22 protein-coding genes and 3 tRNA genes are annotated in these 26,614 nt (G+C 73.4%); 12 read left to right on the top strand and 13 right to left on the bottom strand.

What is annotated here, in order from left to right; genetic code table 11:
• Positions 1-7: 7 nt before the first annotated feature.
• Positions 8-1,282, bottom strand: a complete 1,275-nt coding sequence (locus tag ACFWBN_RS19605; RefSeq protein ID WP_385178139.1) for an ATP-binding protein — start codon at positions 1,280-1,282, stop codon at positions 8-10.
• The gene (locus tag ACFWBN_RS19600; protein ID WP_385178138.1) at positions 1,279-2,016 is read right to left on the bottom strand and encodes a hypothetical protein; all 738 of its coding nucleotides are present in this window, start codon (positions 2,014-2,016) and stop codon (positions 1,279-1,281) included. The genes ACFWBN_RS19605 and ACFWBN_RS19600 overlap by 4 nt, the downstream gene beginning before the upstream one ends.
• 166 nt (positions 2,017-2,182) lie before the next feature.
• On the opposite strand from ACFWBN_RS19600, the gene ACFWBN_RS19595 reads away from it, so the two are divergent.
• Complete coding sequence (locus ACFWBN_RS19595) at positions 2,183-2,647, top strand: gamma-glutamylcyclotransferase family protein (RefSeq protein WP_385178137.1); 465 nt, start codon at positions 2,183-2,185, stop codon at positions 2,645-2,647.
• A gap of 2 nt (positions 2,648-2,649) precedes the next feature.
• Here the strand turns inward: ACFWBN_RS19595 and dnaG are convergent, their stop codons facing one another.
• From dnaG to ACFWBN_RS19575, 4 genes are all read right to left on the bottom strand, one after another.
• Positions 2,650-4,551 (bottom strand): DNA primase, encoded by a 1,902-nt coding sequence (gene dnaG, locus ACFWBN_RS19590; protein ID WP_385178136.1) that lies wholly within the window; start codon positions 4,549-4,551, stop codon positions 2,650-2,652.
• Between the two features lie 34 nt (positions 4,552-4,585).
• Positions 4,586-5,860, bottom strand: a complete 1,275-nt coding sequence (locus ACFWBN_RS19585; RefSeq protein WP_385178135.1) for an NAD(P)/FAD-dependent oxidoreductase — start codon at positions 5,858-5,860, stop codon at positions 4,586-4,588.
• A 93-nt stretch (positions 5,861-5,953) separates the two neighbouring features.
• Entirely contained in the window at positions 5,954-7,276 is a 1,323-nt protein-coding gene (locus ACFWBN_RS19580) for a deoxyguanosinetriphosphate triphosphohydrolase (protein ID WP_385178134.1), read from the bottom strand.
• A 36-nt stretch (positions 7,277-7,312) separates the two neighbouring features.
• Positions 7,313-8,032 carry a sirohydrochlorin chelatase gene (locus ACFWBN_RS19575; RefSeq protein WP_385178133.1) on the bottom strand — a complete coding sequence of 240 codons (720 nt, stop codon included), beginning with the start codon at positions 8,030-8,032 and terminating at the stop codon, positions 7,313-7,315.
• Positions 8,033-8,340: 308 nt separating this feature from the next.
• Between ACFWBN_RS19575 and ACFWBN_RS19570 the strand changes: the two genes are divergently transcribed.
• From ACFWBN_RS19570 to ACFWBN_RS19550, 5 genes are all read left to right on the top strand, one after another.
• A complete protein-coding gene (locus tag ACFWBN_RS19570; RefSeq protein ID WP_385178132.1) occupies positions 8,341-9,048 on the top strand; it encodes a vancomycin high temperature exclusion protein in 708 nt (235 codons plus the stop codon).
• 14 nt (positions 9,049-9,062) lie between these two features.
• Entirely contained in the window at positions 9,063-9,884 is an 822-nt protein-coding gene (locus ACFWBN_RS19565; protein WP_385178131.1) for a glucose 1-dehydrogenase, read from the top strand.
• A 112-nt stretch (positions 9,885-9,996) separates the two neighbouring features.
• Entirely contained in the window at positions 9,997-12,072 is a 2,076-nt protein-coding gene (locus ACFWBN_RS19560) for a molybdopterin oxidoreductase family protein (RefSeq protein WP_385178130.1), read from the top strand.
• Between the two features lie 79 nt (positions 12,073-12,151).
• Positions 12,152-12,808 (top strand): DUF6445 family protein, encoded by a 657-nt coding sequence (locus tag ACFWBN_RS19555; protein ID WP_385178129.1) that lies wholly within the window; start codon positions 12,152-12,154, stop codon positions 12,806-12,808.
• A gap of 238 nt (positions 12,809-13,046) precedes the next feature.
• Positions 13,047-14,093, top strand: coding sequence for an RNA polymerase sigma factor (locus ACFWBN_RS19550; protein ID WP_385178214.1), 1,047 nt, complete (start codon positions 13,047-13,049; stop codon positions 14,091-14,093).
• A gap of 61 nt (positions 14,094-14,154) precedes the next feature.
• On the opposite strand, the gene ACFWBN_RS19545 is transcribed toward ACFWBN_RS19550, so the two are convergent.
• The 4 genes from ACFWBN_RS19545 to ACFWBN_RS19530 all read right to left on the bottom strand — a co-directional run bounded on the left by ACFWBN_RS19545 (position 14,155) and on the right by ACFWBN_RS19530 (position 19,937).
• Entirely contained in the window at positions 14,155-16,077 is a 1,923-nt protein-coding gene (locus ACFWBN_RS19545; protein WP_385178128.1) for an ABC transporter ATP-binding protein, read from the bottom strand.
• Positions 16,074-17,807 (bottom strand): ABC transporter ATP-binding protein, encoded by a 1,734-nt coding sequence (locus tag ACFWBN_RS19540; protein WP_385178127.1) that lies wholly within the window; start codon positions 17,805-17,807, stop codon positions 16,074-16,076. The genes ACFWBN_RS19545 and ACFWBN_RS19540 overlap by 4 nt, the downstream gene beginning before the upstream one ends.
• Before the next feature lie 187 nt (positions 17,808-17,994).
• Positions 17,995-19,464: an FGGY family carbohydrate kinase gene (locus ACFWBN_RS19535; protein ID WP_385178126.1), complete on the bottom strand. Its 1,470-nt coding sequence runs from the start codon at positions 19,462-19,464 to the stop codon at positions 17,995-17,997.
• Positions 19,465-19,634: 170 nt separating this feature from the next.
• Positions 19,635-19,937 carry a YtxH domain-containing protein gene (locus ACFWBN_RS19530; RefSeq protein ID WP_385178125.1) on the bottom strand — a complete coding sequence of 101 codons (303 nt, stop codon included), beginning with the start codon at positions 19,935-19,937 and terminating at the stop codon, positions 19,635-19,637.
• A gap of 145 nt (positions 19,938-20,082) precedes the next feature.
• On the opposite strand from ACFWBN_RS19530, the gene ACFWBN_RS19525 reads away from it, so the two are divergent.
• The 3 genes from ACFWBN_RS19525 to ACFWBN_RS19515 all read left to right on the top strand — a co-directional run bounded on the left by ACFWBN_RS19525 (position 20,083) and on the right by ACFWBN_RS19515 (position 20,488).
• Positions 20,083-20,155 (top strand) — tRNA-Asn (locus ACFWBN_RS19525).
• A gap of 5 nt (positions 20,156-20,160) precedes the next feature.
• Positions 20,161-20,233 (top strand) — tRNA-Asn (locus ACFWBN_RS19520).
• Positions 20,234-20,414: 181 nt separating this feature from the next.
• Positions 20,415-20,488, top strand: a tRNA-Ile gene (locus ACFWBN_RS19515).
• A gap of 79 nt (positions 20,489-20,567) precedes the next feature.
• On the opposite strand, the gene ACFWBN_RS19510 is transcribed toward ACFWBN_RS19515, so the two are convergent.
• Positions 20,568-21,725 (bottom strand): glutamate--cysteine ligase, encoded by a 1,158-nt coding sequence (locus tag ACFWBN_RS19510; protein ID WP_385178124.1) that lies wholly within the window; start codon positions 21,723-21,725, stop codon positions 20,568-20,570.
• Positions 21,726-21,937: 212 nt separating this feature from the next.
• Here ACFWBN_RS19510 and ACFWBN_RS19505 point away from each other — a divergent pair, with 212 nt between their 5' ends.
• Complete coding sequence (locus ACFWBN_RS19505; RefSeq protein ID WP_385178123.1) at positions 21,938-23,200, top strand: MFS transporter; 1,263 nt, start codon at positions 21,938-21,940, stop codon at positions 23,198-23,200.
• A 43-nt stretch (positions 23,201-23,243) separates the two neighbouring features.
• On the opposite strand, the gene ACFWBN_RS19500 is transcribed toward ACFWBN_RS19505, so the two are convergent.
• Positions 23,244-23,606, bottom strand: a complete 363-nt coding sequence (locus tag ACFWBN_RS19500; protein WP_385178122.1) for a cupin domain-containing protein — start codon at positions 23,604-23,606, stop codon at positions 23,244-23,246.
• Between the two features lie 48 nt (positions 23,607-23,654).
• Between ACFWBN_RS19500 and ACFWBN_RS19495 the strand changes: the two genes are divergently transcribed.
• Together ACFWBN_RS19495 and ACFWBN_RS19490 are read left to right on the top strand one after the other, a co-directional pair.
• Positions 23,655-24,488, top strand: coding sequence for a helix-turn-helix domain-containing protein (locus tag ACFWBN_RS19495; RefSeq protein WP_385178121.1), 834 nt, complete (start codon positions 23,655-23,657; stop codon positions 24,486-24,488).
• Positions 24,485-25,213, top strand: coding sequence for an esterase-like activity of phytase family protein (locus tag ACFWBN_RS19490; protein WP_385178120.1), 729 nt, complete (start codon positions 24,485-24,487; stop codon positions 25,211-25,213). The genes ACFWBN_RS19495 and ACFWBN_RS19490 overlap by 4 nt, the downstream gene beginning before the upstream one ends.
• Before the next feature lie 10 nt (positions 25,214-25,223).
• On the opposite strand, the gene ACFWBN_RS19485 is transcribed toward ACFWBN_RS19490, so the two are convergent.
• Positions 25,224-26,606 (bottom strand): carboxyl transferase domain-containing protein, encoded by a 1,383-nt coding sequence (locus ACFWBN_RS19485; RefSeq protein WP_385178119.1) that lies wholly within the window; start codon positions 26,604-26,606, stop codon positions 25,224-25,226.
• Positions 26,607-26,614 lie beyond the last annotated feature (8 nt).

Raw genomic sequence — 26,614 nt, 5'->3', positions numbered from 1 at the left:
CCGTGGATCAGCCCGGCGGGAGCGCCACCGCGGCCGAGGCACCCGAGGGCGCCGGGTTCGTGAGGGTGACCCGCGCGCCGATGACCTGCGCCTGCCCGACGGCGATGGTCAGGCCCAGCCCCGTGCCCTGGCCGCGCTCGGCCGCCCCGGTCAGGAACCGCTGGGGTCCCTCGCGCAGCAGCTTCTCCGGGAAGCCCGGTCCCCGGTCCCGGACCGTCACGGTCGTCCCCGACACCGTGACCGTGACGGGCTCCGCGCCGTGCCGCCGGGCGTTGGCCAGCAGGTTCGCCAGGATGCGTTCGAGGCGCCGCACATCGGTCCGGACCCGGGCCGGCTCCTGGCCGCCCACGACCTCGGCGGCCACCCCCGAGCGCCGCGTGATCGACTCCACCAGCGGGCCCAGCCGGTGGACCTCCAGCTGCGCCTCCTCCCGGTTCGCGTCGAGCCGGGCCACCTCCAGCAGGTCCTCGGTCAGCGTCCGCAGCGCCGCGACCCGGTCGCGGACCAGCTCCGTCGGCCGCCCCGGGGGCAGCAGTTCGGCGGCGGTGTGCAGTCCCGTCAGCGGGGTCCGCAGCTCGTGCGCCACGTCCGCGGTGAACCGCTGCTCGGCCTCCAGGCGCTGCTGGAGGCTGGCGGCCATCGTGTCGACCGCCGAGGACAGTTCGGCCACCTCGTCCCGGGTCCCCGGCACACCCGGCGGCCCGATCCGCGCGTCCAGCTCGCCCGCGCTGATCCGGCGCGCGATCTCGGCCGCCGTCCGCAGCTCCCGGCTCAGCCGGCTCGCCAGGAGCGCCCCGCCGATCGCCGCGAGCGCCACGACCACCGCCCCGTACGCCACCAGCCGGCGGTCCAGGTCGGAGAGTTCGGCGCGGTCGTCGGCCAGCGACTGCCGTACGGACAGCACGTGGTCGCCGCCGATCGGCCGGGCGGCCCACACCGCGGGGTGCCTGCCGGACATGTCCAGGTAGGTGGTGCGCTCCCCGTCGAGCGCCGCCGCCCGCAGGGGTCCGGGCAGCTCCGGACAGTCGATCCGGGCATCTGCCTCGCCGACCTTGTCGAAGTCGAGCCGCCCGGTGAGCTCGTACACCTGCCGTACGCGGATCAGCTGGGCGGTGGCGCTCGCGCGCGCCGCGTCGCCGATCTGGGCCGCCCGCGCCTGGTGGATCAGCACGCCGATGGCGACGGCGACGAGGGAGCAGCCGACGGCGAGCAGGATGGCGATCTTCCAGCGCAGGCCGAGGGCCCGGAGCAGCCCCCGGCAGCGGGTCAGGACGGTCCTCATCGGGAGCTCCCCCCGGCCTCGGGGGCGCGGGACGCCTTGGGGTCCCTGGGCTGGTGGGAGTGGACCGCGGTGCAGCCGGGCGTCGTACGCGCCTCCGGATCGGCGCAGTCCGGTCCGGACTTGCGGAAGCTCCGCTCGTCGTTGACCACCGTCATCCGGTCGCCGTCCCAGTGGTAGCGGACGGCCTGCTCGGAGCCGTCGTCGGCGGCGATGCGGACCAGCAGGTCCGTGCCGACCGCCTCGGCGGCCAGCTGCCGGCCGATGGTGAACAGGATGGAGACGATCTTGCCGTGGACCACCGCGTAGACGCTCAGCGCGGAGCGGCCGGTCGCCGTGTCGGCGGCGACGACGAGCTCCTGCTGCCCGTCGCCGGTCAGGTCCCGGTAGACGGGCGGGCGGGTGCCGGCCGGGCCCGGTGCCCGGATCTCGTCCTTGCCGAGGTACGGCCGCATGCGCGGATCGGCGCGTACGACGTCCTTCGGGTCCACTCCCGCGAGCCCGTCCGCGCCCACGGCCGGGGCGCTCTTCAGCGGCAGCGGCGCGGGCTCCCGCCGGCCCACCGCCGCACCGGGGGCGTTCGTCCAGGCGGGCCAGAGCGGTTCGGGGCGCGGCTGGGTCGACACGGGCGGCGCGGGCGTTCCCGTACCGAGGCCGCCGGGTGCGCCACAGCCGCCGGCGGCCAGTGCGCAGGTGCACAGGAGGGCGGCGAGGAGGCGGCGGGACAAAGGCGTCATGGAGGCAGGACCGTCAGGTGGGGAGGGAGGAGTCCGACGCTAGACGCCGAGGGTCACGGCCACCGCGAGGTTGTGTAACAGCGGTGCGTACGGTGGTGGGGTGCGGGCAAGTCGGGACTTTGGTCCCGGCCCGCGGACCGTTCCGCCGTACCCCAGGGAGGGCCCCGTGACATCGGTCGTCCGGCCAGAAGAGCCGCCCGTTCCGCCTGTTCCGCCCGTTCCGCTCCCGTTCTTCGTCTACGGGACGCTCCGCCCGGGCGAGGTCAACCACGACCTGTTCCTGCGCGGCCGCACCACCGCGGAGGAGCCCGCCAGTCTCCCGGACACGGCGCTCTACGACGGCCCCGGCTACCCGTTCGCGGTCCACAGCCCGGGCTCGGCCGTCGTCGGGGAGCTGATCACCGCCGCTCCGGGCGCGTACGGGGAGCTGCTGGCCGCGCTGGACCGGCTGGAGGAGTACGAGGGCCCGGGCCGCCCGGGGAACATCTACGACCGGATCGCCCGCGAGGCCCTGCGCCCCGGCGGCACCCCGGTCCGGGCCTGGGTCTACCTGGCGTCCCCGCTCCTCGCCCGCGACCTGCGGGAATCGGGCACCGAGATACCCGGCGGCGACTGGCTGAAGCGGACCTAGGCCTAGAGCCCTTCGGCGCCGCGGTTGCGCAGGCGCTGCCCGTACTGCTGGAGCACCCACAGCTCCTCCTGGACCGCGGCCAGTTGCTCCGGCGGGGCCTGCGGGCCCAGCCGGGACATGGTGCCCTGGATCTCGTGGACCCGGCGGTCGACGGCGCGCAGCCGGACCTGGACCAGCTGGACGCCGGCGTAGATCTCGTCCACCGTCTTCGCGTGGATGGCCTCGACCGCCAGCTCGGTGACGAGCGCGCGCACGGTGTCGTTCGGGGCCGCTTCGCGCACGCGGGCCAGGTAGTCCTCGGTGCCGAGCGAGGCGCCGCCCGCGTCCTGGATGGCCTGGCGCACGGCCGCGTAGGGCGGGGCGGTGAACTCGTCCATCCCGTACGCGTCGAAGGCGGGGGAGACCAGGGCCGGGCGCTGGAGGGCCAGCTTCAGCAGCTCGCGCTCGGTGCGGTGGGCCGGGCTGCGCAGGTTCAGCGCCGGGCCGCCGGCCGGCCGGTCGGCGGGCGCGGGGGCGGCCTCGTAGGACGGGCGGCCCCTGCCCTGCTGCGGGGGCTGGTTGCCGCGCTCCCGCGCCCAGCGCGCCAGCTGCGCGACGCGCTTGACCACGAACTGCTCGTCGCGGATGCCGAGCATGCCCGCGAGCTGGACCGCGGACTCGTGCTGGATCGCGATGTTCTTGATGTTGGCGACGACCGGAGCGGCCTCGTCCAGGGCGGCCGCCCGGCCGGCCGGGTTCTCCAGGTTGTGCCGGGCGACGATGTGCCGCAGGGCGAACTCGAACAGCGGGGTACGGGACTCCACCAGCCCGGACACCGCGGCGTCACCCTGGGCGAGGCGCAGGTCGCAGGGGTCCATGCCGCCCGGGGTGATCGCGATGGAGGTCTCGGCGGCGAACTTCTGGTCGTCCTCGAAGGCCCGCAGCGCCGCTTTCTGGCCGGCCGCGTCGCCGTCGAAGGTGAAGATCACCTCGGCGGTGGCGTTGTCCATCAGCAGCCGGCGCAGGATCTTGATGTGGTCCCCGCCGAAGGCCGTGCCACAGGTGGCGATCGCGGTGGTGACGCCGGCCATGTGGCAGGCCATCACGTCGGTGTAGCCCTCGACCACCACGGCCCGCGAGGTCTTCGCGATCTCCTTCTTGGCCAGGTCGATGCCGTACAGCACCTGGGACTTCTTGTAGATCGCCGTCTCGGGGGTGTTCAGGTACTTGGGGCCGTTGTCGTCGTCGCGCAGCTTGCGCGCGCCGAAGCCGACCACCTCGCCGCTGATGTCGCGGATCGGCCACATGAGCCGGCCGCGGAAGCGGTCGATGGGCTTGCCGCTGCGGCTGTCCTGGGCGAGCCCGGAGGCGATCAGCTCCTTGTCGCTGAAGCCCTTGCCGCGCAGGAAGCGGGTCAGGTGGTCCCAGCCGGCCGGGCTGTAGCCCACGCTGAAGTGCGCGGCCGCGGCCTGGTCGAAGCCGCGCTCCGCCAGGAACTTGCGGCCGATCTCCGCCTCGGGGCCGTCCAGCTGGTCGACGTAGAACTGCGCGGCGGCCTTGTGCGCCTCGACCAGGCGGATGCGCTCGCCGCGGCCGCTGGTGCCGGCGGTGTAGCCGCCCTCCTCGTAGCGCAGGGTGATGCCGGCCTGTCCGGCCAGCCGCTCGACCGCCTCCGAGAAGGAGAGGTGGTCGATCTTCATGATGAAGTCGAGGGTGTCCCCGCCCGCCTGGCAGCCGAAGCAGTGGTAGAGACCCTTGCTGGGGCTGACCTGGAAGGACGGGGACTTCTCGTCGTGGAAGGGGCACAGGCCCTTGAGGTTGCCGCCGCCCGCGTTGCGCAGCTGGAGGTAGTCGGAGACCACGGCGTCGATCGGGACCGCGTCCCGTACCGCCTTCACGTCGTCGTCGTTGATCCGTCCTGCCACGCGTGAAGTCTACGGCCGGTCACCGACAAACCCGTCAGGCCCCCTCGGCCGCGACCAGCGACTCAAGCGGAACAGACGGGTCCGCCAGGGCCTCGCGGTCCACCGGCGCCTTCGACCTGATCAGGGCCTGGATCTGCTCGGTGACATCCCACACATTCACGTTCATACCGGCGAGCACCCGTCCCTCCGAGAGCCAGAAGGCGATGAACTCCCGCTTGCCCGCGTCCCCGCGGATCAGCACCTGGTCGTAGCCGCCGGGCGGCGCGTACCCCGAGTACTCCAGGCCCACGTCGTACTGGTCGGAGAAGAAGTACGGCACCCGGTCGTAGCTGACCTCCTGTCCCAGCATGGCCCGCGCGGCGGCCGGGCCGCCGTTGAGGGCGTTCGCCCAGTGCTCCACGCGCAGCCGGGTGCCGAGCACCGGGTGGTGCGCGGCGGCCACGTCCCCGACCGCGTAGACGTCCGGGTCGGAGGTGCGCAGGGAGGCGTCCACGGCGATCCCGCCGCCGTGCTGCCGGTCCACCAGGGCCAGCCCGGAGGTCTCGGCGAGCGCCGTCCGGGGCGCGGCCCCGATCGCGGCGAGCACCGCGTGCGCCGGGTGCTCCTCCCCGTCGTCCGTACGGGCGGCCAGCACCATGCCGTCGTGTCCCACGATCTCCGTCAGCCGGCCCCCGAAGTGGAACCGCACTCCGTGGTCGGTGTGCAGGTCCCCGAAGAGCCGGCCGATCTCCGGGCCGAGCACCGCGTGCAGCGGAGTGGCCTCCGGCTCGACCACGGTGACCTCGGCGCCGTACCCGCGGGCCGCGGCGGCGACCTCCAGGCCGATCCACCCGGCCCCCGCGATCAGCAGGTGGCCGTTGTCCCGGCCCAGCGTGGCCAGGACGTTGCGCAGCCGTTCGGCGTGGGCCAGGCGCCGCAGGTGGTGCACCCCGGCCAGGCCCGTGCCCGGGATGTCCAGGCGGCGCGGCTCGGCGCCGGTGGCCAGCAGCAGCTTGTCGTAGTGCAGCGCGGTGCCGTCGCCGAGGACCACCTTCTTGGCGTCCCGGTCCAGCTGGACCGCGGGCTGGCCGAGGTGCAGCTCGATGTCGGAGGCCGCGTACCAGGACGGCTCGTGGACGAAGACGCTGTCGCGGTCGTCCTTGCCCGTCAGGTACCCCTTGGACAGCGGGGGCCGTTCGTAGGGATGGTCGCGCTCGTCGCCGATCAGGATCACCCGCCCCGTGAACCCCTCGGCCCTCAGCGTTTCGGCCGCCTTTGCCCCGGCCAGCCCCGCGCCCACGATGACGAATGTCCGGTGTGCGTCGACCACCTGATGCCTCCTCATAACCTCTCCGCCACATGCGACCACATGCGAGCGTCCCGCACTGAGCCTGCCGCGTGAAGGGGGAGTGGCCCGATCAGCTCACCCTTCGGCGCGTCGGGTGCGCTGGGTGAGGCGGGCGTGCAGGGAACGGGCGGCTGCGTCGGTGAGGCACGCGATCTGGTCGATGACCGCCCGTTTCCTCGCCTTGTCGTCGGGGGCCGCGTCGAAGATGGCGCGGAACTGCGGGTCCAGGCCCTCGGGGGCGCGGCCGCTGAGGGCCTCGGCGAGTTCGGCCAGGACGATGCGCTGGTCGGCGCGGATCCGCTCCTGCTCGTCGCGCTGCATGACGTACAGGTCGGCCACCGCCTTGAGCACGGCGCACTCGTTGCGCGCCTCGCGGGGGACCACCAGTTCGGCGGCGTACCGGGTGAGGCGGCCGGAGCCGTACGCCTCGCGCGTGGCGCCCTCGGCCGCCAGGCAGAAGCGGCCGATGAGCTGGCTGGTCGCGTCCTTCAGGCGGGCCTGGGCGACGGCCGAACCGTCGTACCCGTGCGGCCACCACTCCTGCTCCATCAGCCGGTCGAGGGCCTCGCGGAGCTCATCCGGCTCGGTGTCGGCGGGCACGTACCGGCCGATGGCCACCCGCCAGATCGCGGTGCGCTCGGGCTCGGCGAACAGGAGGTTGGGGTCGAGGTGGCCCGCGTGCAGGCCGTCCTCGAAGTCGTGGACGGAGTACGCGACGTCGTCCGCCCAGTCCATGACCTGGGCCTCGAAGCACTTGCGGTCCGCGGGCGCGCCGCGGCGCAGCCACTCGAAGACCGGCAGGTCGTCCTCGTACGCCCCGAACTTCACCGAGCCGGGGTCGGTGGGGTGGTCCCCGCGGGCCCAGGGGTACTTGGTGGCGGCGTCCAGACAGGCCCGGGTGAGGTTGAGGCCGACGCTGACGAGCTCGCCGCTCGCCGGGTCGGGCACGAACCGCTTGGGCTCCAGGCGGGTCAGCAGGCGCAGCGACTGGGCGTTGCCCTCGAATCCGCCGCAGTCCTTGGCGAACTCGTTGAGCGCCTCCTCGCCGTTGTGGCCGAAGGGCGGGTGGCCCATGTCGTGGGAGAGGCAGGCCGCCTCGACGAGGTCGGGGTCGCAGCCGAGCGCGGCGCCCAGCTCCCGGCCGACCTGGGCGCATTCCAGGGAGTGGGTGAGGCGGGTACGGGGGCTCGCGTCCCAGTCGTAGGAGCGGGTGCCGGGGGTGACGACCTGGGTCTTGCCGGCGAGGCGGCGCAGCGCGGCGGAGTGCAGCACACGGGCGCGGTCGCGCTGGAAGGCCGTCCTGCCCGGCCGTTTGTCGGGCTCGGTGGCCCAGCGCTCGGTGGCCGCGGGGTCGTAGGGATCGTCGAGTGGTGCAGGGGCGTGTGCGGTGCCTTCCATGCAGAGACGGTAACCGGAAGCTCTGACAAACCGGGATCAGGCGGAGAGGAGTTCCGGCCGCGCGGGTTCGCGGAGCAGCGCGCGGGCCTGGTCGTAGCGGTGCAGCAGCAGACGGGCCAGGGCCGGATGGCAGCCGAGCGGCGCGGCGGCGGAACCGGGCGCGGCCGCCGCGGACTGGGCGGCGAACCGGCCCGGCGCGGCGAAGTACGAGGCGACGGCGATCCGGTGGTGGCCGCGGGCGGTCAGGGCGCGGACCGCGTCGGGGACGGTGGGCGCGGCGGCGGAGGCGTAGGCGGGGACCACCGGGACACCGCCGAGGCGCTCGGCGAGCAGGGCCGCGGTGCGGCGGGTGTCGACGGCGGACTCGGGGTCGCGGGAGCCGGCAGCGGCGAGCACGACGGCCGAACCGGCGGTCCAGCCGGCCTCCAGGAGGCGTTCGTAGAGGGCCTCGACGAGCAGCGGGTGCGGGCCGAGCGGGGCGGCGACGGCGGTGCGCAGATGGGCCGCCCGGGCCGCGAAGGCGGGCAGGTCGCGCTTGACGTGGTAACCGCGGCCGAGGAGCAGCGGGATGAGGACGGCCTCGCCGCGCAGCTCCCGCAGGACCTCGTCGAGCGGCGGTTCGCTCAGCTCTATGTGGCCGAGCCGGACGGCGAGCTGGGGGCGGAGTTCGCGGACGCGGTCGAGGAGCGCGCGGGCGGTGTGCGCGGCGCGGGGGTCGCGGCTGCCGTGCGCGACGGCGACGAGGGTGGGCTGCATGGGCGGACTCCGGGTCGGCGCAGGTCGCTCAGCTGGGTTCCCAGCTGGACGGTGATGCGGCCGAGCAGCTCGGCCGCGCTGTCGAAGGGGAGGGCGGGGGACTCGGGAGGGTGCACCGGCTCCGTCATGAACCGATCCTGCGCGCCGGAGGTTGCCGCCGCGTTGCGCGGGGGTGACGGGTGTTTTCCGGCTGCTCACTCGCTCATTCGTACGGGTGAAAGGCGCCGTCGGCGGAACTGGAAGCCGGGCGGTGATCGTCAATGTGTGCGAACGACGCGTGAGGCGTGGGGTGCACGGGGGGAGCGGTCATGAGGATCAAGGGCTGGGCGAGGTCGGTGGTGGGGTGGCGGCCGAGGCTGCCGCGCGGGGTGCGGGCGCGGCGGCGGGCCGTGCAGGTGGTGATGGCGGGTTGCGTCCTGGCGCTGCTGCCCTCGGCGTGGACGCACGCGGCGGCCGCCGACCGGCTGGGGACGACGGCGCAGGCGCCGGCCGGCGAGGTGGCCGTGGTGTTCGGGGCGGGCCTGTGGAACGGCAGGCCGACGCCCTATCTGGCCCGCCGGCTCGATGCCGCGGCCGAGTTGTACCGGGCCGGCAAGGTCAAGGTGGTGCTGGTCACCGGGGACAACAGCCGCACCGAGTACGACGAGCCGAACGCGATGCGCACCTACCTCACCGGGCACGGGGTGCCGGCGGACCGGATCGTCAGCGACTTCGCGGGCTTCGACACCTGGGACTCGTGCGTGCGGGCCAAGAAGATCTTCGGGGTCGACCGGGCCGTGCTGATCAGCCAGGGCTTCCACATACGCCGGGCCGTCGCCCTGTGCCGGGCGGCCGGCGTGGACTCGTACGGGATCGGCGTCGACGACGAGCACGACTCCACCTGGTACTACGGCGGGACCCGCGAGGTGTTCGCGGCCGGCAAGGCGGCGCTGGACGCGGCCTTCAAGCCCGAGCCGCGCTTCCTGGGCCCGAAGGAGCAGGGGGTGTCGCGGGTCCTGGCCGCTCTGGCACACTGACGGCGGCGTCGGCTATGCCGATTAGTCATATACCGATCTGTCTGTGTGAGCAGGGGTGTGGAACCGTGGCTGTTGTGGATCTGAGCGGCAAGGTCGTCGTCATCACCGGTGGGGCCCGCGGGCTGGGCGCGGCGGCGGCGCAGGCCGTCGTGGACGGCGGCGGCAAGGTGCTGATCACCGACATCCTGGAGGCGGAGGGCGCCGAGACGGCCGCCAGGCTCGGGGACTCGGCCCGCTTCCTGCGGCACGACGTGACGAGCGAGGCCGACTGGCAGGCGGCGCTGGAGTACGCGGTCGCCGAGTTCGGCGGCATCGACGGCCTGGTGAACAACGCCGGCATAGCCACCGGCCAGTTCCTGGAACACGAGAGCGTCGAGCACTTCCGCCAGGTCGTGGAGATCAACCTGGTCGGCGTGTTCATCGGGATCAAGGCCGCGATCCCGCTGCTCCGGGCGAACGGCGGCGGCTCCATCGTCAACATCTCCTCCGCCGCCGGCCTGACCGGCCTCGCCCTCACCGCCGGCTACGGCGCGTCCAAGTGGGGCGTGCGCGGCCTGTCGAAGATCGGCGCGGTCGAGCTCGCCGAGGCGAAGATCCGCGTCAACTCCGTCCACCCCGGCATGACCCTGACCCCGATGACCGCCCCCGTCGGCATCCAGGCGGGCGAGGGCAACTACCCCGGCGCCCCGCTGGGCCGCGTCGGCGTCCCCGAGGAGATAGCCGCCGCGATCGCCTTCCTCCTCTCCGACGCCGCCGGCTACATGACGGGCGCCGAACTGGCGGTGGACGGCGGCTGGACCGCGGGCCTGACCGTGAAGTACCTGACGGGCCAGTGATCCGTACGCCGCGCGGCCTCACGGCAGGCGGGCGGCGGCGCTGAGGCCGAACACCCCGGCTTGTAACGCGAGGCTGCGGCCGGTGTAACACCGCCGTCGCACGCTGGCCTGCATGCACACCTCGGACGCCGTCACCGCCACGCACTGCCCGTACTGCGCGCTGCAGTGCGGGATGAACCTCCGCCCCGAGCCGGGCGGGGCGGGCGTGGCGGTGGAGGAGCGTGCCGACTTCCCCGTCAACCGGGGCGCGCTGTGCGGCAAGGGCCGCACCGCCCCCGCCGTGCTCTCCTCCCGGGTGCGCCTGACCGAGCCGCTCGTCCGCACCCACGCCGGGACGCTCGAACCGGCCACCTGGGAGGAGGCCCTCGACGCCGTCGCCGCGGGCCTCGCCCGCACCGGCCGCGCCTACGGGCCGGACGCCGTCGGGGTCTTCGGCGGCGGCGGACTCACCAACGAGAAGGCCTACGCGCTCGGCAAGTTCGCCCGCGTCGCCCTGCGCACCTCGCAGATCGACTACAACGGCCGCTTCTGCATGTCCTCGGCCGCCGCCGCGCACCAGCGGGCCTTCGGGCTCGACCGCGGCCTGCCCTTCCCGCTGGAGGACATCCCCCGCACCGGCTGTGTGATCCTCGTCGGCTCCAACCTGGCCGAGACCATGCCGCCCGCCCTGCGCTACCTCACCGAGCTCAAGGCCAACGGCGGCACCCTGATCGTCATCGACCCGCGCCGCACCCGCACCGCCGAACAGGCCGACCTCCACCTCGCCCCGCGCCCCGGCACCGACCTCGCGCTCGCCCTCGGCCTGCTGCACCTGGTCGTCGCGGAGGGGCGTACCGACGAGGAGTTCATCGCCGGGCGCACCACCGGCTGGGAGGAGGCCCGGGCGGCCGCCATGGCCCACTGGCCCGAGCTGGTGGAGCGCATCACCGGCGTCCCGGTCCCCAAGCTCCGCGAGGCGGTGGCGATGTTCTGCGCCCCGGAATCCGCGATGGTCCTCACCGCCCGCGGCCCCGAGCAGCAGTCCAAGGGCACCGACACCGTCGGCGCCTGGATCAACCTCTGCCTGGCCACCGGCCGCGCCGGCCGCCCGCTCTCCGGCTACGGCTGCCTCACCGGCCAGGGCAACGGCCAGGGCGGCCGCGAACACGGCCAGAAGGCCGACCAGCTCCCCGGCTACCGCAAGCTCACCGACCCCGCGGCCCGCGCGCACGTCGCCGAGGTCTGGGGAATCGACCCCGACACCCTCCCCGGCCCGGGCCGCAGCGCGTACGAACTCCTCGACGCACTCGGCACGGACGTCCGGGCCCTGCTCCTGATGGGCTCCAACCCCGTCGTCTCCGCCCCCCGCGCCGCCCACGTCGAGGAGCGCATCCGCTCCCTGGACTTCCTCGCCGTGGCCGACGTCGTCCTCTCCGAGACCGCGGCCCTCGCTGACGTGGTGCTCCCGGTCACCCAGTGGGCCGAGGAGACCGGCACCACCACCAACCTCGAAGGCCGCGTCCTGCTCCGCAGGCAGGCCCTCACCCCGCCGCCGGGCGTCCGCACCGACCTGGAGGTCCTGCACGGCCTCGCCGCCCGGCTGGGCGTGGAGAAGGGCTTCCCCACCGCCCCCGAGGAGGTCTTCGAGGAACTCCGCCGCGCCTCGGCCGGCGGCCCCGCCGACTACTCCGGCATCTCCTACTCCCGCATCGAGGCCGAACAGGGCGTCTTCTGGCCCTGCCCGCAGGGCTCCCCGGGGCAGCCCCGCCTCTTCCTGGACCGCTTCGCCACCGACGACGGCCGGGCCCGGTTCGTCCCCGTCTCCCACCGCGAGGCCGCCGAGGTCCCCGACGCGGAGTACCCGATCCTGCTCACCACCGGGCGCGTGGTCGCCCAGTACCAGTCCGGCGCCCAGACCCGCCGCGTGGACGAGCTCAACGCGGCCGCCCCCGGCCCCTTCGTGGAGCTTCACCCCCGCCTCGCCGCCCGGATCGGCGCGGTCGACGGCAGCCCGCTCGCGGTGACCTCGCGCCGCGGCCGCGCGGTGGCCCCGGCCCGGATCACCGACGCCATCCGCGCGGACACGGTCTTCATGCCCTTCCACTGGCCGGGCGAGGGCCGCGCCAACACCCTGACCAACCCGGCGCTGGACCCCGTCTCCCGGATGCCCGAGTTCAAGGTCTGCGCCGTCCGCGTCGAGCCCGCGTAGGGGCCCGCACCATCTCTTGCCGCAGTCTTGGCCGCCGCTTGGACGAACGGCCCGCGGGAGGCGAACTACCTTTCCCGCCATGCCCTTACGCACCCTCCCGTACCGCAAACCGACCCGCGGCCGCGACTACTGGATCCTGGACGACGTCCTGCCCGACGTGGACGCCGTACGGGCCCGCTGCCTGGCGAAGGACGACTGGGTCCAGGGCGCCCCGCACCAGCCCGAGCCCTGGCCGGGCCTGCGCGCCATGCCCGCACTGGAACCGCCCGAACTGGCCCGCGTGGAACGGCTGGTGCGCCAGGCCACCGGCGCGCGGCGGATCTGGCCCGAGAAGCCGGCCGGCACCGGCACCTTCAACCACAACTGCGTCCAGGTCGTCGGCAGGGACGAGTGCGAGCCCCGCCCGCACACCGACTCCCGGAGCGTGTGCCGCTACGCCGCCGTGCTCTACCTCAGCCCGGACGCCCCCGGGGACTGCGGCACCGGCTTCTACCGCCAGAAGCTTCCGGGCGGCGGCCTCGGCGGCAACCAGGTCCTCGCCCCGCACAACAACCTGGTCGACGCCCTCGGCACCCGCTTCGTCCCCCCGGACTCCTTCACCGAGGACCTCCGCGTCCCGCACCGCTACAACCGCCTGCTCCTCTACTCCGCCAACCTCATCCACAGCGCGACGGGCTACTGGGGCACGACCCTGGAGGACAAGCGGATGACGGCCGTCTTCTTCTGGATGGCCTAGCCGTACGGCCCCTGCCCGGGCCGGAGTTCGAGCCGGAGTCCGGGCCGGAGTTCGGGTCGTACATGCGTCCGGTCCGCATCGGGATTCCCGCCGGGGGGTAACCATCCGGTCACGCACCGAGTGCAGAAAATGCCCGCACGCCCCTCGTGGCAGCCATGTGTCGTACCCCACACTGAGTTGCGGTGCCTGAGTCCTCGGACCCCTGGAGGTCGCCCCCGTGCAGACCCAGACCCAGCCCCTGATCGTGACCGATGAGCCCGAGCGCGAGGCCGAGGCCATGGACGACGAGCCAGAGCCCATCGAGCTGATCGAGCCGGTGCCCACACAGCGCAGGCGCAGCAGCGCCGGCAGCGGCGACCGTGCGGGTGGAGCGGGTCCTTCCGCCGATCTGTTCCGGCAGTACCTGCGCGAGATAGGCAGGATCCCGCTGCTCACCGCCGCCGAGGAGGTCGACCTCGCGCGGCGGGTCGAAGCCGGCCTGTTCGCCGAGGAGAAGCTCGCCGGCACCCCGGATCTCGACTCCCGGCTCGCCGTGGACCTCGACCGGCTCGTCGTCCTGGGCCGGATGGCCAAACGCCGCCTCATCGAGTCGAACCTGCGGCTCGTCGTCTCCGTCGCGAAGCGCTACGTGGGCCGCGGGCTCACCATGCTCGACCTCGTGCAGGAGGGGAACCTCGGGCTCATACGGGCCGTTGAGAAGTTCGACTACGCCCGCGGGTACAAGTTCTCCACCTACGCCACCTGGTGGATCCGCCAGGCCATGTCCCGGGCCCTCGCCGACCAGGCCCGGACCATCCGCGTGCCCGTCCACGTCGTGGAGCTGATCAACCGCGTCGTGCGCGTCCAGCGCCGCATGCTCCAGGAGCGCGGCTACGAGCCCACCGCCGAAGAGGTCGCCGTCCACCTGGAGCTGACCCCCGAGCGGGTCATGGAGGTGCTCCGCCTCGCCCAGGAGCCGGTCTCCCTGCACGCCCCGGTCGGCGAGGAGGACGACGTCGCGCTCGGCGACCTCATCGAGGACGGAGACGCCGCGTCGCCCGTGGAGTCCGCCGCCTTCTTCCTGCTGCGCGAGCACCTCGAAGCGGTGCTGTCGACCCTCGGCGAGCGCGAGCGCAAGGTCGTCCAGCTGCGCTACGGGCTCGACGACGGCCGCCCCCGCACCCTGGAGGAGATCGGCCGGATCTTCGGCGTCACGCGCGAGCGGATCCGCCAGATCGAGTCCAAGACCCTCAACAAGCTGCGCGACCACGCCTTCGCCGACCAGCTGAGGGGCTACCTGGACTGAAACGGCACGGGACCACGGGAAAGGGGCGCCCCGAAGGACGCCCCCACCCCGCCGGCCGCGGTCAGTCGACCTCGGCCACCGCCTGCGCGAACTGCGCCGCGTACAGCCGCGCGTACGCGCCGCCCGACGCCAGCAGCTCCTCGTGCGTGCCCTGCTCCACGATCGAGCCGCTCTCCATCACCAGGATCACGTCCGCGTCGCGGATCGTGGACAGCCGGTGCGCGATCACGAAGGACGTACGGCCGTGCGCCAGCCGCGCCATCGCCTTCTGGATCAGTACCTCGGTACGGGTGTCCACCGAGCTCGTCGCCTCGTCGAGGACCAGGATCACCGGGTCCGACAGGAACGCCCGGGCGATGGTGATCAGCTGCTTCTCGCCGGCGCTGACGCCCGCGCCCTCGTCGTCCAGCACGGTGTCGTAGCCGTCCGGCAGGGTGCGGATGAAGCGGTCGGCGTGCGCCGCCCGCGCCGCCTCCTCGATCTCGGCGCGCGTCACTTCGCGCGAAGCCCCGTAGGCGATGTTCTCCGCGATGCTGCCGCCGAACAGCCAGGTGTCCTGGAGCACCATGCCGATCCCGCCGCGCAGTTCCTCGCGGGTCATCTTCGCGATGTCCACGCCGTCGAGGGCGATCTCCCCGCCCGTGACCTCGTAGAACCGCATCAGCAGGTTCACGAGCGTGGTCTTGCCCGCGCCCGTCGGGCCGACGATCGCGACCGTGTGGCCGGGCTCGACCGTCAGCGAGAGGTTCTCGATCAGCGGCTTGTCCGGCTCGTAGCGGAAGGCCACCTTGTCGAGCGTGACCTGGCCGCGCAGCTCCTCCGGGCGCTCCGGAACCTCAGCGTCCGGCTCCTGCTCCTCCGCGTCCAGCAGCTCGTACACCCGCTCCGCCGAGGCGACGCCGGACTGCACGAGGTTCGCCATCGAGGCGACCTGCGTCAGCGGCATCGAGAACTGCCGCGAGTACTGGATGAAGGCCTGCACATCACCGATCGACAGGGTGCCCGAGGCGACCCGGAGCCCGCCGACGACGGCGATCAGCACGTAGTTGATGTTCGATATGAAGAACATCACCGGCTGCATGATGCCGCTGACCAGCTGCGCCTTGAAGGTGGCCCGGTACAGCTCTTCGTTCTGCTCGGCGAAGACGGCCGCCGACTCCCGCTGCCGGCCGAAGACCTTGACCAGGTTGTGGCCCGAGTACATCTCCTCGATGTGCGCGTTGAGCGCGCCGGTGGTCTTCCACTGCGCCACGAACTGCGGCTGCGACTTCTTGCCGATCTTCGCCGCGACGAAGATCGAGACCGGGACGGTCAGCAGTGCGACCAGCGCCAGCAGCGGCGAGATCCAGAACATCATCGCGAGCACGCCGACGATGGTCAGCAGCGAGTTCAGCAGCTGACCCATCGTCTGCTGGATCGTCTGGCCGATGTTGTCGATGTCGTTGGTGGCCCGGCTGAGCACCTCGCCGCGCTTCTGCTGGTCGAAGTACGACAGCGGCAGCCGTGACAGCTTCGCCTGGAGCTCCTCGCGCATCCGGTAGACGGTGCCGTTCATGACGTGGTTCGACAGCCGCGTCGCGACCAGCATCAGCAGGCCCGCCAGGGTGAAGACCACCAGCGCCCAGATCGCCACGACTCCGACGGCGCCGAAGTCGATGCCCTCGCCGGGGGTGAAGTCCGTACCCGACAGCATGTCCGCCATGCCGCCGTCGCCCCGGGCGCGCATGCCCTCCAGGGCCTGCTCCTTGGTGAGGCCGTCCGGCATCTGTCGGCCGACGATCCCCGCGAAGACCAGGTCGGTGGCCTCACCGAGGATCTTCGGCCCGACCACCGCGCACGCGACGCTGCCGACGACGGCGAGCACCATGCCCCACAGCTTGGCCCGGTCGTGGGCGAGCTGTCCCAGCAGCCGCTTGCCCGAGCCCTTGAAGTCCATGGACCGCTGGGCCGGCCCCATCATCATCCGTCCTCCGGGCCCGCTCATGCGGCCTCCGCCTCCGTCAGCTGGGAGAGCACGATCTCCCGGTAGGTCTCATTGCCGGCCATCAGCTCGTGGTGGCGGCCCTCGCCCACCACCTGGCCCTCGTCGAGGACGATGATCCGGTCGGCGTCGCGGATCGTGGAGACCCGCTGGGCGACGATGACCACGGTCGCGTCCTCGGTCTCGCGGGCGAGCGCCGCGCGCAGCGCCGCGTCCGTCGCGTAGTCCAGGGCCGAGAAGGAGTCGTCGAAGAGGTAGATCTCCGGGCGCTGCACCAGCGTGCGCGCGATGGCCAGGCGCTGGCGCTGGCCGCCGGAGACATTGGTTCCGCCCTGGGTGACGGGGGCCTCCAGGCCGCCCTCCAGCGCGGATACGAAGTCCTTGGCCTGCGCCACTTCCAGGGCCTGCCAGAGCTCTTCGTCGGTCGCGTCGGGGCGCCCGTAGCGGAGGTTGGAGGCGACGGTTCCGGAGAACAGGTACGGCTTCTGCGGGACCATGCCGACCGTCTTGGCCAGCAGCTCGGGGTCGAGCCGGCGTACGTCCTCGCCGTCGACCAGCACCTCGCCGCCGGTCGCGTCGAACAGCCGCGGGACCAGGCCCAGCAGGGTGGACTTGCCGCTTCCGGTGGAGCCGATCACCGCCGTGGTCTCACCGGGGCGGGCCACCAGGTCCACCCCGCGCAGCACGGGGGCCTCGGCGCCCGGGTAGCGGAAGTCGGCGCCGCGCAGCTCCAGCCGGCCGTGCACGAGGAGCTTGCGCACCGGGTCGGTCGGCGGCACCACGCTGGAGTCGGTGTCCAGGACCTCCTGGATGCGCTCGGCGCAGACCTCGGCGCGCGGCACCATCATGAACATGAAGGTGGCCATCATCACGGACATGACGATCTGCATCAGGTAGGCGAGGAAGGCCGTCAGCTGGCCGATCTCCATGCCGCCGCTGTCGATGCGCATCGCGCCGAACCAGATGACGGCGACGCTGGAGATGTTCACGACCACGATGACGGCGGGGAACATCAGCGCGAGGAGCTTGCCGGCGGCCAGCGAGACGCCCGTGAGGTCCTCGTTGGCCTCCCGGAAGCGATCCTTCTCGTAGTCGTCGCGGACGAAGGCGCGGATCACCCGGTTGCCGGTGATCTGCTCGCGCAGCACCCGGTTCACGGTGTCCAGGCGGTCTTGCATCTGGCGGAACAGCGGGCGCGTCTTGAGGACGATCGCGCCGACCGCCAGGCCGAGCACGGGGACGACGGCCAGCAGCACGCCCGACAGCTTCACGTCGAGCGACAGCGCCATGGCGATGCCGCCGACGCACATGATCGGCGCCGAGACCATCAGGGTGAAGGTCATCAGCACCAGCATCTGGACCTGCTGGACGTCGTTCGTCGTACGGGTGATCAGGGACGGGGCGCCGAACTGGCCGAGCTCCCGGGCGGAGAAGCTCTGCACGCGGTCGAAGACGGCGGCGCGGACGTCCCGGCCGAAGGCCGCCGCCGTGCGGGCGCCGTAGTAGACGGCCCCGACGTTGCAGACGAGCTGGACGAGCGAGACGCCGAGCATCAGCGCGCCGAAGCGCAGGATGTAGCCGGTGTCCCCGTTGACGACACCGTTGTCAATGATGTCCGCGTTGAGCGTGGGCAGGTAGAGGCTCGCGCTGGTCTGCAGCAGTTGCAGCAGGACCAGCAGGGCGATGGGTTTCCGGTGCGGACCCAGATGGGTCCGCAGAAGTCGTATGAGCACGCGCAGGCTCCGGTCGGCAAGATCGAGGGGTTCACCCCATCTTCGGCCAACCGGCGGCCCGATCCCCACCGGTTTTCGCAAAGCCCGGTCAAAAGGAGTAGGCCGCCTGCGACCCCGGTCCGAGAGGCGCACGGCCGGAACGCGCCGGTGCCTGGCCGGAACGCGCCGGCGTACCGCCGGGCAGGCCCTAGAACGCCCCGGCGCCGGGCTGGAACGCACCCGGGTGGATCTGCTCCCGCGTCGCGATGTACTGCTGGCGCACCGCCTGCCACGCCGGGAACTCCTCGCCCGGCTCGAACACCTGCGCCGCGGGGGCCGGCCAGACCGGCGGGGTGTGCGGGGCCAGCGTGCCCTGCGCCACACCGAGCGCCCACGCCGCCTGGCGCGCCGCGCCCAGCGCCGCGTAGTCGGCCGGAGCCGGCACGACGACCTGCGTCCCGAACAGCCCAGGCGCCGCGGCCTGTACGGCGGGCAGCTCGGCCGCCGCGCCCAGCAGGAACACCCGGCGGATCTCGACCCCGCGCGAGCGCAGCACGTCCAGCGCGTCCACCAGCCCGCACAGCATGCCCTCGAAGGCGGCCCGCGCCAGGTGCTCCGGCTTCATCGAGTCCCGGCGCAGCCCGGACAGGGTCCCGGCGGTGTGCGGCAGGTTCGGCGTCCGCTCACCCTCCAGGTACGGCAGGAGTACGAGGCCGTGCGCACCCGGCGTCGACTTCAGCGCGAGCTCGGACAGCCCCTCCAGATCGGTGCCCAGCAGCTCGGCGGTGCCGCGCAGCGCCCGTACGGCATTGGAGGTGTTCACCACCGGCAGGTGCATGCCGGCGGCGTCGGCCAGGGAGGTGATCAGGCCGCCCGGCTCCGACAGCGCCTCGTGGTGCACCGCCATCACCGAACCGGAGGCGCCCAGCGAGACCACCGCGTCGCCGGGGCCGAGCCCCAGCCCGAGCGCGGCGGCCATCGTCTCGCCGGTGCCGGCGGATATGAGCAGCCCCTCGGGCGTGGTGCCGGCGGCATCGGCCGGACCGAGCACCTCGGGCAGCAGCGCCCGGTGCCCGAGCGCCAGCTCGACCAGGTCGGGCCGCCAGGAACCGGCGGCCGCCGACCAGTACCCGGTGCCGGAGGCGCCGCCGCGGTCGGTGGTCCGCCGGGCAGGCCGGCCCAGCAGCTGCCAGACCAGCCAGTCGTGCGGGGACATCAGCACGGCCACCCGGCGGGCCGCCTCGGGCTCGGTGCGCGCCAGCCAGGCCAGCTTCGCCAGGGGCTGCGCGGCGTGCGGGACCGAGCCCACCGCCTCGGCCCACGCCTGACGGCCGCCGAGGTTTTCGACGAGATCGGCGGCGGCCACCTGCCCGCGCTTGTCGTTGCCGACGAGGGCCGGGCGTACGAGCCCGCCCTGCGCGTCGAGCGGCAGCAGGCCGTGCTGCTGCGCGGAGACCCCGATGGCCTGGACCCCTTCGAGGAGCCCGCCGCCGGCGGCCTCGCCGAGCGAGAGCAGCCAGGCCTGCGGATCGGTCTCGTGGGGATGCGCGCCGTCGGGTTCCCCGGCGGGCTGTGGATGGGGTGCGTACCCCTGGCGCAGCACGGCACCGGTCTCGGTGTCGCAGACGACGATGCGTGTGAACGCGGAAGAGCTGTCCAGCCCGGCGACTATCCCCATGCGGAGAATTCTGCCGCACGCCGGGCCGGTCTCCATCGCCGCGGAGCCTCCGGAACCTCGTGGGTCCCGGAGGCCGCGTGAGTCTCGGGAATCTCCGGAGTCCCGGGAGCCTCCGGAGGGAGGTTCGGGACTCCCGGGCCTCCGCGTCGCGGGCGGGGTGCCGCGTCGCGTCAGGTGTTGCTGGTGCCCCAGTCGTCCTCGGCGCCGGCACCGACCCGGTCGCGCAGTCCCCGTACCCGCCCGGCGAGCCCGGCCGGCACGGCGTCGCCGACCTTCTCGCCGACCGCGGCGAAGGCCTTCCCCGCGAACTCGCGCCCGGTCTGCCCGGCCGTCTCGGCGGCATTGCGCACCGCGGGGTTCTGCGCGATCTCCCGCGCGGACTTCTTCAGCTGCTCGTACCGCTCGCGCCCGGCCCGGGTCCCGAGCACGTACCCGAGGGCCAGTCCGACCACGAACGTGACCTTGTACCGCATGCCTGCCACCCTTCGTCGTGTGGTGCCCGGCCTGCTGTCGATACCGATTGGCGGAGCACCCCCCTGCTTGCGCTAATCTATGACTCGCAACGGGCGCTCGCCCCCCGGCAAGGCCGGAGGTGGGCTGTTCGATGCACCGCAGCAATCCCCTGTAGCTCAATTGGCAGAGCAGCCGGCTGTTAACCGGCAGGTTACTGGTTCGAGTCCAGTCGGGGGAGCGCGGTCCCCTGTAGCTCAATTGGCAGAGCATTCGGCTGTTAACCGGAGGGTTGCTGGTTCGAGTCCAGCCGGGGGAGCAAGGAAGAAGAGGGCCCTCTGGGTCCTCTTCTTTTTTGTCCTGGCCGGGAACCGGGCAGCCCTCAGCGCGGTCTCTCTGAACAGGCGAAGCCGATCATGCGAGGCATCCGAGGCAGGAGATCGTATGAGCGGCTATGCTGCGGCAGACGGCGCGCACACGTGTACGCGCCACGCCGTGAAGGGGCGGTAGCTCAGCCGGTTAGAGCAGCGGACTCATAATCCGTCGGCCGTGGGTTCGAGTCCCACCCGCCCCACTGCGAGCCGCAGGTGCAGAAACGATTGCACCTGCGGCTTTGGTGTATTCAGGGCGGGGTGCCGCGGTGCGCCGGGGGTTTAGAAGTTCTCCGTTTCGTCCGCGAGGTGGCGCAATACGTCCGTCAGGTCCTGGCGGCGGGCGAATGCGACGCGTTGACGGTGGGCGCCCGAGCCGTCGCGGAGGAGGCCGCCCAGGGTCTTGGCCGCGTGGTCGAGGTCGCCGGAGGCGGCCAGTTCCGGAGCGACCAGGTCCAGCAGGGCCTCCGCGAGGTCGGCCGCCGGGAGTTCGGCGCCCGTGTACGGGTCGAGCCCGAACCCCTCCAGGCCGTCGTGGGCCGCCCGCCAGCGCGCGAGGCGCAGTACGTCGTCCCGCAGGACCGGCTCGGGACGCCGCTCCGCGATCTCGCGCAGCGCCGTGGCCACGAGCGCGCGGACCAGCTCCGCCTGGAGGATGGCCGTGTCGATGTCCGGGGACATGTCGGGCGCCCGGATTTCGAGCGTGGGCCAGTTCCCGGACGGCCGGACGTCCCAATAGACCATCTTGGTGTCCAGGGCCGCCCCCGAGCCGAGCAGGGTCTGCACCGAGCGCCGGAAGTGGGCCGTGGACGTGAAGTGCGGGGGCAGGCCCGCCGAGGGCCAGCCCGACCAGGCCATCGCCCGCCAGCTGGCGTGACCGGTGTCACGGCCGCCCCAGAACGGCGAGTTGGCGGCCAGCGCGATCAGCGTGGGCAGCCAGGGTCTGACCCGGTTGGAGACCACGACCGCCGTGTCCACGTCGAGCGTGCCGACGTGGATGTGGCGGCCGCAGCTCACCAGGGTGTCGGTGAGCGCGCCGAAGCGCCGGTGCTGCTCGCGCTGGCGCGGCTCGTCGTCGGTCAGGTGCAGGGGCCCCTCCACGGCCACGACCGGCGAGGGGGCGGCCAGCAGACGGCAGCCGTGGGCGCGGGCGGCCCGCCCGAGGGTGCGCCGCCGGGCGGCGAGCTCCTCGCGCAGCGAAGCCGCCGAGTGGGCGATCGGGGTGGAGATCTCCACTTGGTAGCGGGTGCCTTCGGCATGCAGCTCGCCCGGCAGCCCGCCCGCCGTGGCGAGGACGAGCGGGGCGGCGGGGACCACCCGGAAGGTGCGGGCGTCGACGAGCAGGAACTCCTCCTCGACTCCGACGGTGAGGGGGACGGTGGAGCGCACCGAATTCTGCGCGGTGCCGGTGCTCGTGGTGCTGTTGCCAGGTTCGATCACTACGCCTCCCTGGACATACGAGTCTTTTCATCATGAGCTGAACACGTGGCGAGCAGCGCACGTCGATTCGGTCAAATGTCCGGTGATAGTGGCGAGTTACCGGCAAAATTCGCCCGCGTCGGGACCTCGGAGCACGGAGGGGCGAAAGTTGCGGGTGAGTGAAAGGGGCGGAAGGGCCCCGGGCGCCGGCCGACCGGCGGTTACCATCCGTTGTGACTCGTACGACCGCGCCTACCCGGACCCGACGGCGAATATTCGCCGACATCACGCCTCTGCGCACGTCCCCGGACTACCGGCGGCTGTGGATCGGCGGCACCATCGCCTGGCTCGGCCAGGCGATGACGGCCCTCGCGATCTCGCTCCAGGTCTACGACATCACCCGGTCCAGCTTCTCCGTCGGACTCGTCGGGCTCTTCACGCTGGTCCCGCTCATCGCCTTCGGGCTCTACGGCGGCGCCATCGCCGACACCGTGGACCGGCGCAAGCTCGGCCTCTACAGCTCCCTGGGCGCCGCCGGGTTGTCGGCGGCGCTGGCCGCCGCCGCGCTGTTCGACTACCACCGGGTCTGGTTCCTGTACGCCGTCGTCGCGCTCCAGGCGGTGTGCGGGGCGCTCAACGGCCCGGCCCGGTCCGCCATGATCCCGCGGCTGCTGCCGGCCGATCAGCTGCCCGCCGCCAACGCCCTGAACTCCGTGACCATGACCTCCGGGATGATGGCCGGCCCGATGCTGGGTGGGCTGATCGTCGGCTGGTGGGGCTACCAGGCCGCGTACCTGATCGACCTCGTGACCTTCGGCGCCGCGCTCTACGCGATGTGGCGGCTGCCGTCGATGAAGCCCGACCGCGAGAGCGGCGCGCGGGGGAGGGCCTCCGTCGTCGACGGCCTGCGCTTCCTCGGAACCCGGCCCAACATCCGGATGACCTTCTTCACCGACCTGGCCGCCATGGTGCTGGCGCATCCCCGGGCGCTGTTCCCGGCCGTCGCCGGGCTCTGGTTCGGGGGCGACGCCAAGACCGTCGGCCTGCTGGCGGCCGCGCCCGCCGTGGGGGCGCTGTTGGGCGGGCTGTTCTCCGGCTGGCAGGGCCGCATCCGCCGGCACGGGCAGGCGATCCTGCTCGCCGTCGCCGCCTGGGGGCTGGCCATCGCCGTCTTCGGCCTCACCCGGAACCTGTGGCTCGGACTGCTCTTCCTGGCCGTGGCCGGGTGCGCGGACACCGTCTCGATGGTGTTCCGGACCACCATGCTCCAGGCCGCCACCCCCGACGAGATGCGGGGCCGCCTCCAGGGCGTCTTCATCGTGGTCGTCGCGGGCGGGCCCCGGCTCGGGGACTTCCTCGCCGGGACCGCCGCGGACCTGACCTCTCCCGCCGTGGCGATCACGGGCGGGGGGCTCGGGTGCGTTCTGGTGCTGGGCCTGCTGGCGTTGCGCTGGCGCGGGTTCGCCCGTTACGACGCGCGGTCGCCGCAGGCCTGACCCGCTGGGCCGCGGGGGCCCCGGCCGGGGCAGGCGTCAGGCGTCAGGCGTCGACCGGCTCCCGGGTGCGTTCGCCGCCCGCGCTGCCCGTGTTGGTGGTGCCCGTCGGTTCGAAGAGCAGGATCGCGGTCTCCTCGTCCGCCGCCGGGCAGTGCTCCACCCCGCGCGGGACGACGTACATCTCGCCGGGGCCCAGGACCACGTCCCCGTCGCGCAGGCGGATCGTCAGGGCGCCGCTGACCACCAGGAAGAGCTCGTCGGTGTCCTCGTGGGTGTGCCAGACGAACTCGCCCTGGAGCTTGGCGGCCTTGACCTCGTAGTCGTTGATGCGGGCGATGCGGCGCGGGGCCCACTGGTCGGTGAAACCGGCCAGTTTTTCGGCGATGTTGACCTTCTGTGTCGTCATGTGGACAGGCTGCGGTACGCGCGGGTGGCGGTCTTGTACGTTCCTGACATGGCCGCCATACGTCCGCGCAGCACCGTCTCCGCCTGGCAGCCGCCGGTCCCGGGGATCGCCGAGGTCTTCCACGCCCGGTTCACCGACCACGCCTACCCGGCGCACGTGCACGACACCTGGGCGCTGATGATCCTGGACGGCGGGCGGGTCGACTTCGCGCTGGACCGCGAGCGGTACGGCGTCGGGGTCCGGGACGCCGTGGTCCTGCTGCCGCCCGGGGTGGTCCACGACGGGCGGACGGTCACCGAGGCCGGCTTCCGCAAGCGCAACCTCTACCTCGACGCCTCCGTCCTGCCCGAAAGCCTCACCGGGGCGGCCGTCGACGCCCCGCTGCTGCTCGACCCGGTCCTGCGGGAGCGCGTCGACGGGCTGCACCGGGCGCTCGGTTCCCGGGAGCTGCCGGCCGGGGCGGTCGAGCGGCTGGAGGCCGAGTCGCGGCTGGCGTTCGTACGGGAACGGCTGCACCGGTGGCTCGCGGGGCGCGCGCCCACGGCGTACGGGGCGCCGGGCGCGGGGCTCGCCGTACGGCTGCGCGAGCTGCTCGACGCGCGGGTCACCGAGGGGATCAGCCTGGAGGATGCCTCGGCGGAGCTGGGGCACGTCCATCCCACGCACCTGATCCGGAGCTTCCGGACGGCGTACGGGCTGCCCCCGCACGCGTACCTCACGGGCCGCCGGGTGGCGCTGGCGCGGCGGCTGCTGCTGGCGGGGATGCGGCCGGCCGAGGCGGCGACGGCGGCGGGCTTCTACGACCAGGCGCACCTGACGCGGCACTTCGGGCGGCACGTCGGGATCAGCCCGGCGCGGTTCGCCCGATCCGGCAGGGTGTGAAGGGGAGTGGGCGGGTTCGCCTCGACGGGGGCCTCGTCGGGGGCATCTCCGGACTCGCGGTCGACCGGGACGGCACCGTCGCCGGCGTCTTCGACAAGTCGGCGCTGTACTCGCTGAAGGTGGGCCGCGGGGACACCCCGACCGCCAGGGCCACGGCGCGGCTCCCGCTGACGGACGGCGCAGGGAACGCGATCGACTCCGAGGGGATCGTCGTCGACGGCGACGGTTCGTACCTGATCACCGACGAGTTCGCGCCCGCCATCCGGCGCTACGGCCGGACCGGGGAGGTGCTGGGCACGCTGCCGGTCCGGGACGCGTTCCGCCTGGCGCCGCAGCGGCGGGCCACCACGAACCAGACCTTCGGGTCGCTGACGCTGCTGCCCGGAGGGCGCACGCTGGTGGCGGGCGTGGAGGGGGCGCCGGCCGGCGACGGGAAGGACGCGCAGGGCCGGACCCTCCAGCGGATCCAGACCTGGGAGCGGGGCCGGAACGGCGGGTTCGCGCTGGGACGGCCTCGGCGACCTCGACGGCTGCCCGACGCTGGGGCGCCCTCGAAGCTGCCGCAGAACCACCCGCTGGTCGACAACGTCGAGGGCATGGCGGTGACGGACTACGACGGGCCCGGGCGGGTGCGGCTGCTGCTGGTCAGCGACGACAACGAGCTGGCGCAGCAGGTGACGCGGCTGTACCGGGTGGACGTCCGGCTGCCGGGGCGCCGGCGCTAGGCGCTGGGCGCTAGTCCTGGGGTTCGGCCTTGGCCACGATGCCGCGGGCGACGCCCAGGGCGACCAGGTCCTGGGGGCGGATGCGGAGTTGGTCGGCGGTGGCGGGGGCGGCCTCCGGGGGGCGCTTGAGGATGGCCGCGGCCAGTTCCGGGGCGATGACCGAGAAGTAGCTGTCCGGGGTCACCCAGGTGTTGCCCGGCGCGGCCAGGGCGAGGGCGCCGCCCGAACCGCCCTCGCCGATCAGCAGGGTGGTGACGGGGACACCGGCTCCGGCCAGTGCCGCGAAGGTGTCCGCGATGGCGGCGCCGGCGCCCGCGTGTTCGGCGGCGGCGTCGTTGGCCGCGCCCGGGGTGTCCACGAGGGTGAGCACGGGGATGCCGAGCCGGTCCGCGAGGCGGATCACGCGGGCGGCCGTACGGTACCCCGCCGGGCGGGTGGCGGTGCCGCACTGGGCGGCGTACGCGACGGCGCGGCCCTCGCGCAGCCCGAACCCGCACAGCATGCCGGGGTCGGTGCCGCCCGCGCGGTCCCCGGAGAGGGGGAGGCGCAGGGCGAAGTACGCGTCCAGGTACGCCTCGGCGTGCGGGCGGTCCGGATGACGGGCTTGCCGGACGGCGTCCCAGCCGGTCTCGGGTGCCGCTCCTGCCCCGGCCACCGCCGGGAGGTGCCCCCAGGCCAGTGCGGCCGGGGGCTCGACGGGCCCGGTGGCGCGGGGCGCGGCCAGGACGTGCAGCCAGTCGGCGAGCGTGCCGGGCAGGTCGGCCGGGGGGACGACGGCGTCCACGTGCCCGGCGGCGTACTGGCCCTCGGCGGAGTACGCGGCCGGGTCCGCGTCCGGCGGGCGCACCCGGGAGCCGGCGAAGCCGACCTGGGCTCCGGGCAGCGCGAGGACGACATCGGCCCCCGCCCCGAGGGTGGCCCAGCCGCCGCCGGTGGTGGGGTCGCGCAGGACGGCGATCTGGGGGAGCCCGGCGGCCCGGGTCAGGACGCTCTGGCGCGCCACCCGCTGGAGCTGGGTCAGCGCGAGCATCCCCTCCTGCATGCGGGAGCCGCCCGTCGCGATCAGGGAGACGAGGGGGAGGCGGTGCTCGCGGGCGTGGGTGTACGCGGCTTCGAGCCGGTCTCCGGTGCGCTCGCCGAGGGAGCCGCCGAGGAAGCCGAACTCGAAGGAGATCAGGGTGGCTTCGCGGCCGCCGATGAGGGCGGTGCCGGTGACGACGGACTCCTGCTCGCCGGTCCGCTGCGCGGCGCGGGCGCGGGAGTCGTCGTAGCCGGTCCAGGCCAGGGGGCCGTCGGCGGGGGACTCCCCTCGGGGGACGGGGAGTTCGGCGAAGCTGCCGGGGTCGGTCACGGAGGCGATGGCCGCGCGGGCCGAGAGGCGGGTCGTCGTCACGGGCTCAC

It is taken from the genome of Streptomyces sp. NPDC059989, assembly GCF_042736975.1.
Taxonomy (GTDB): Bacteria; Actinomycetota; Actinomycetes; order Streptomycetales; family Streptomycetaceae; genus Streptomyces.
The sequence above is the reverse complement of the archived record's forward strand: the minus strand, read 5'-3'. Positions and strand labels throughout refer to the sequence as shown.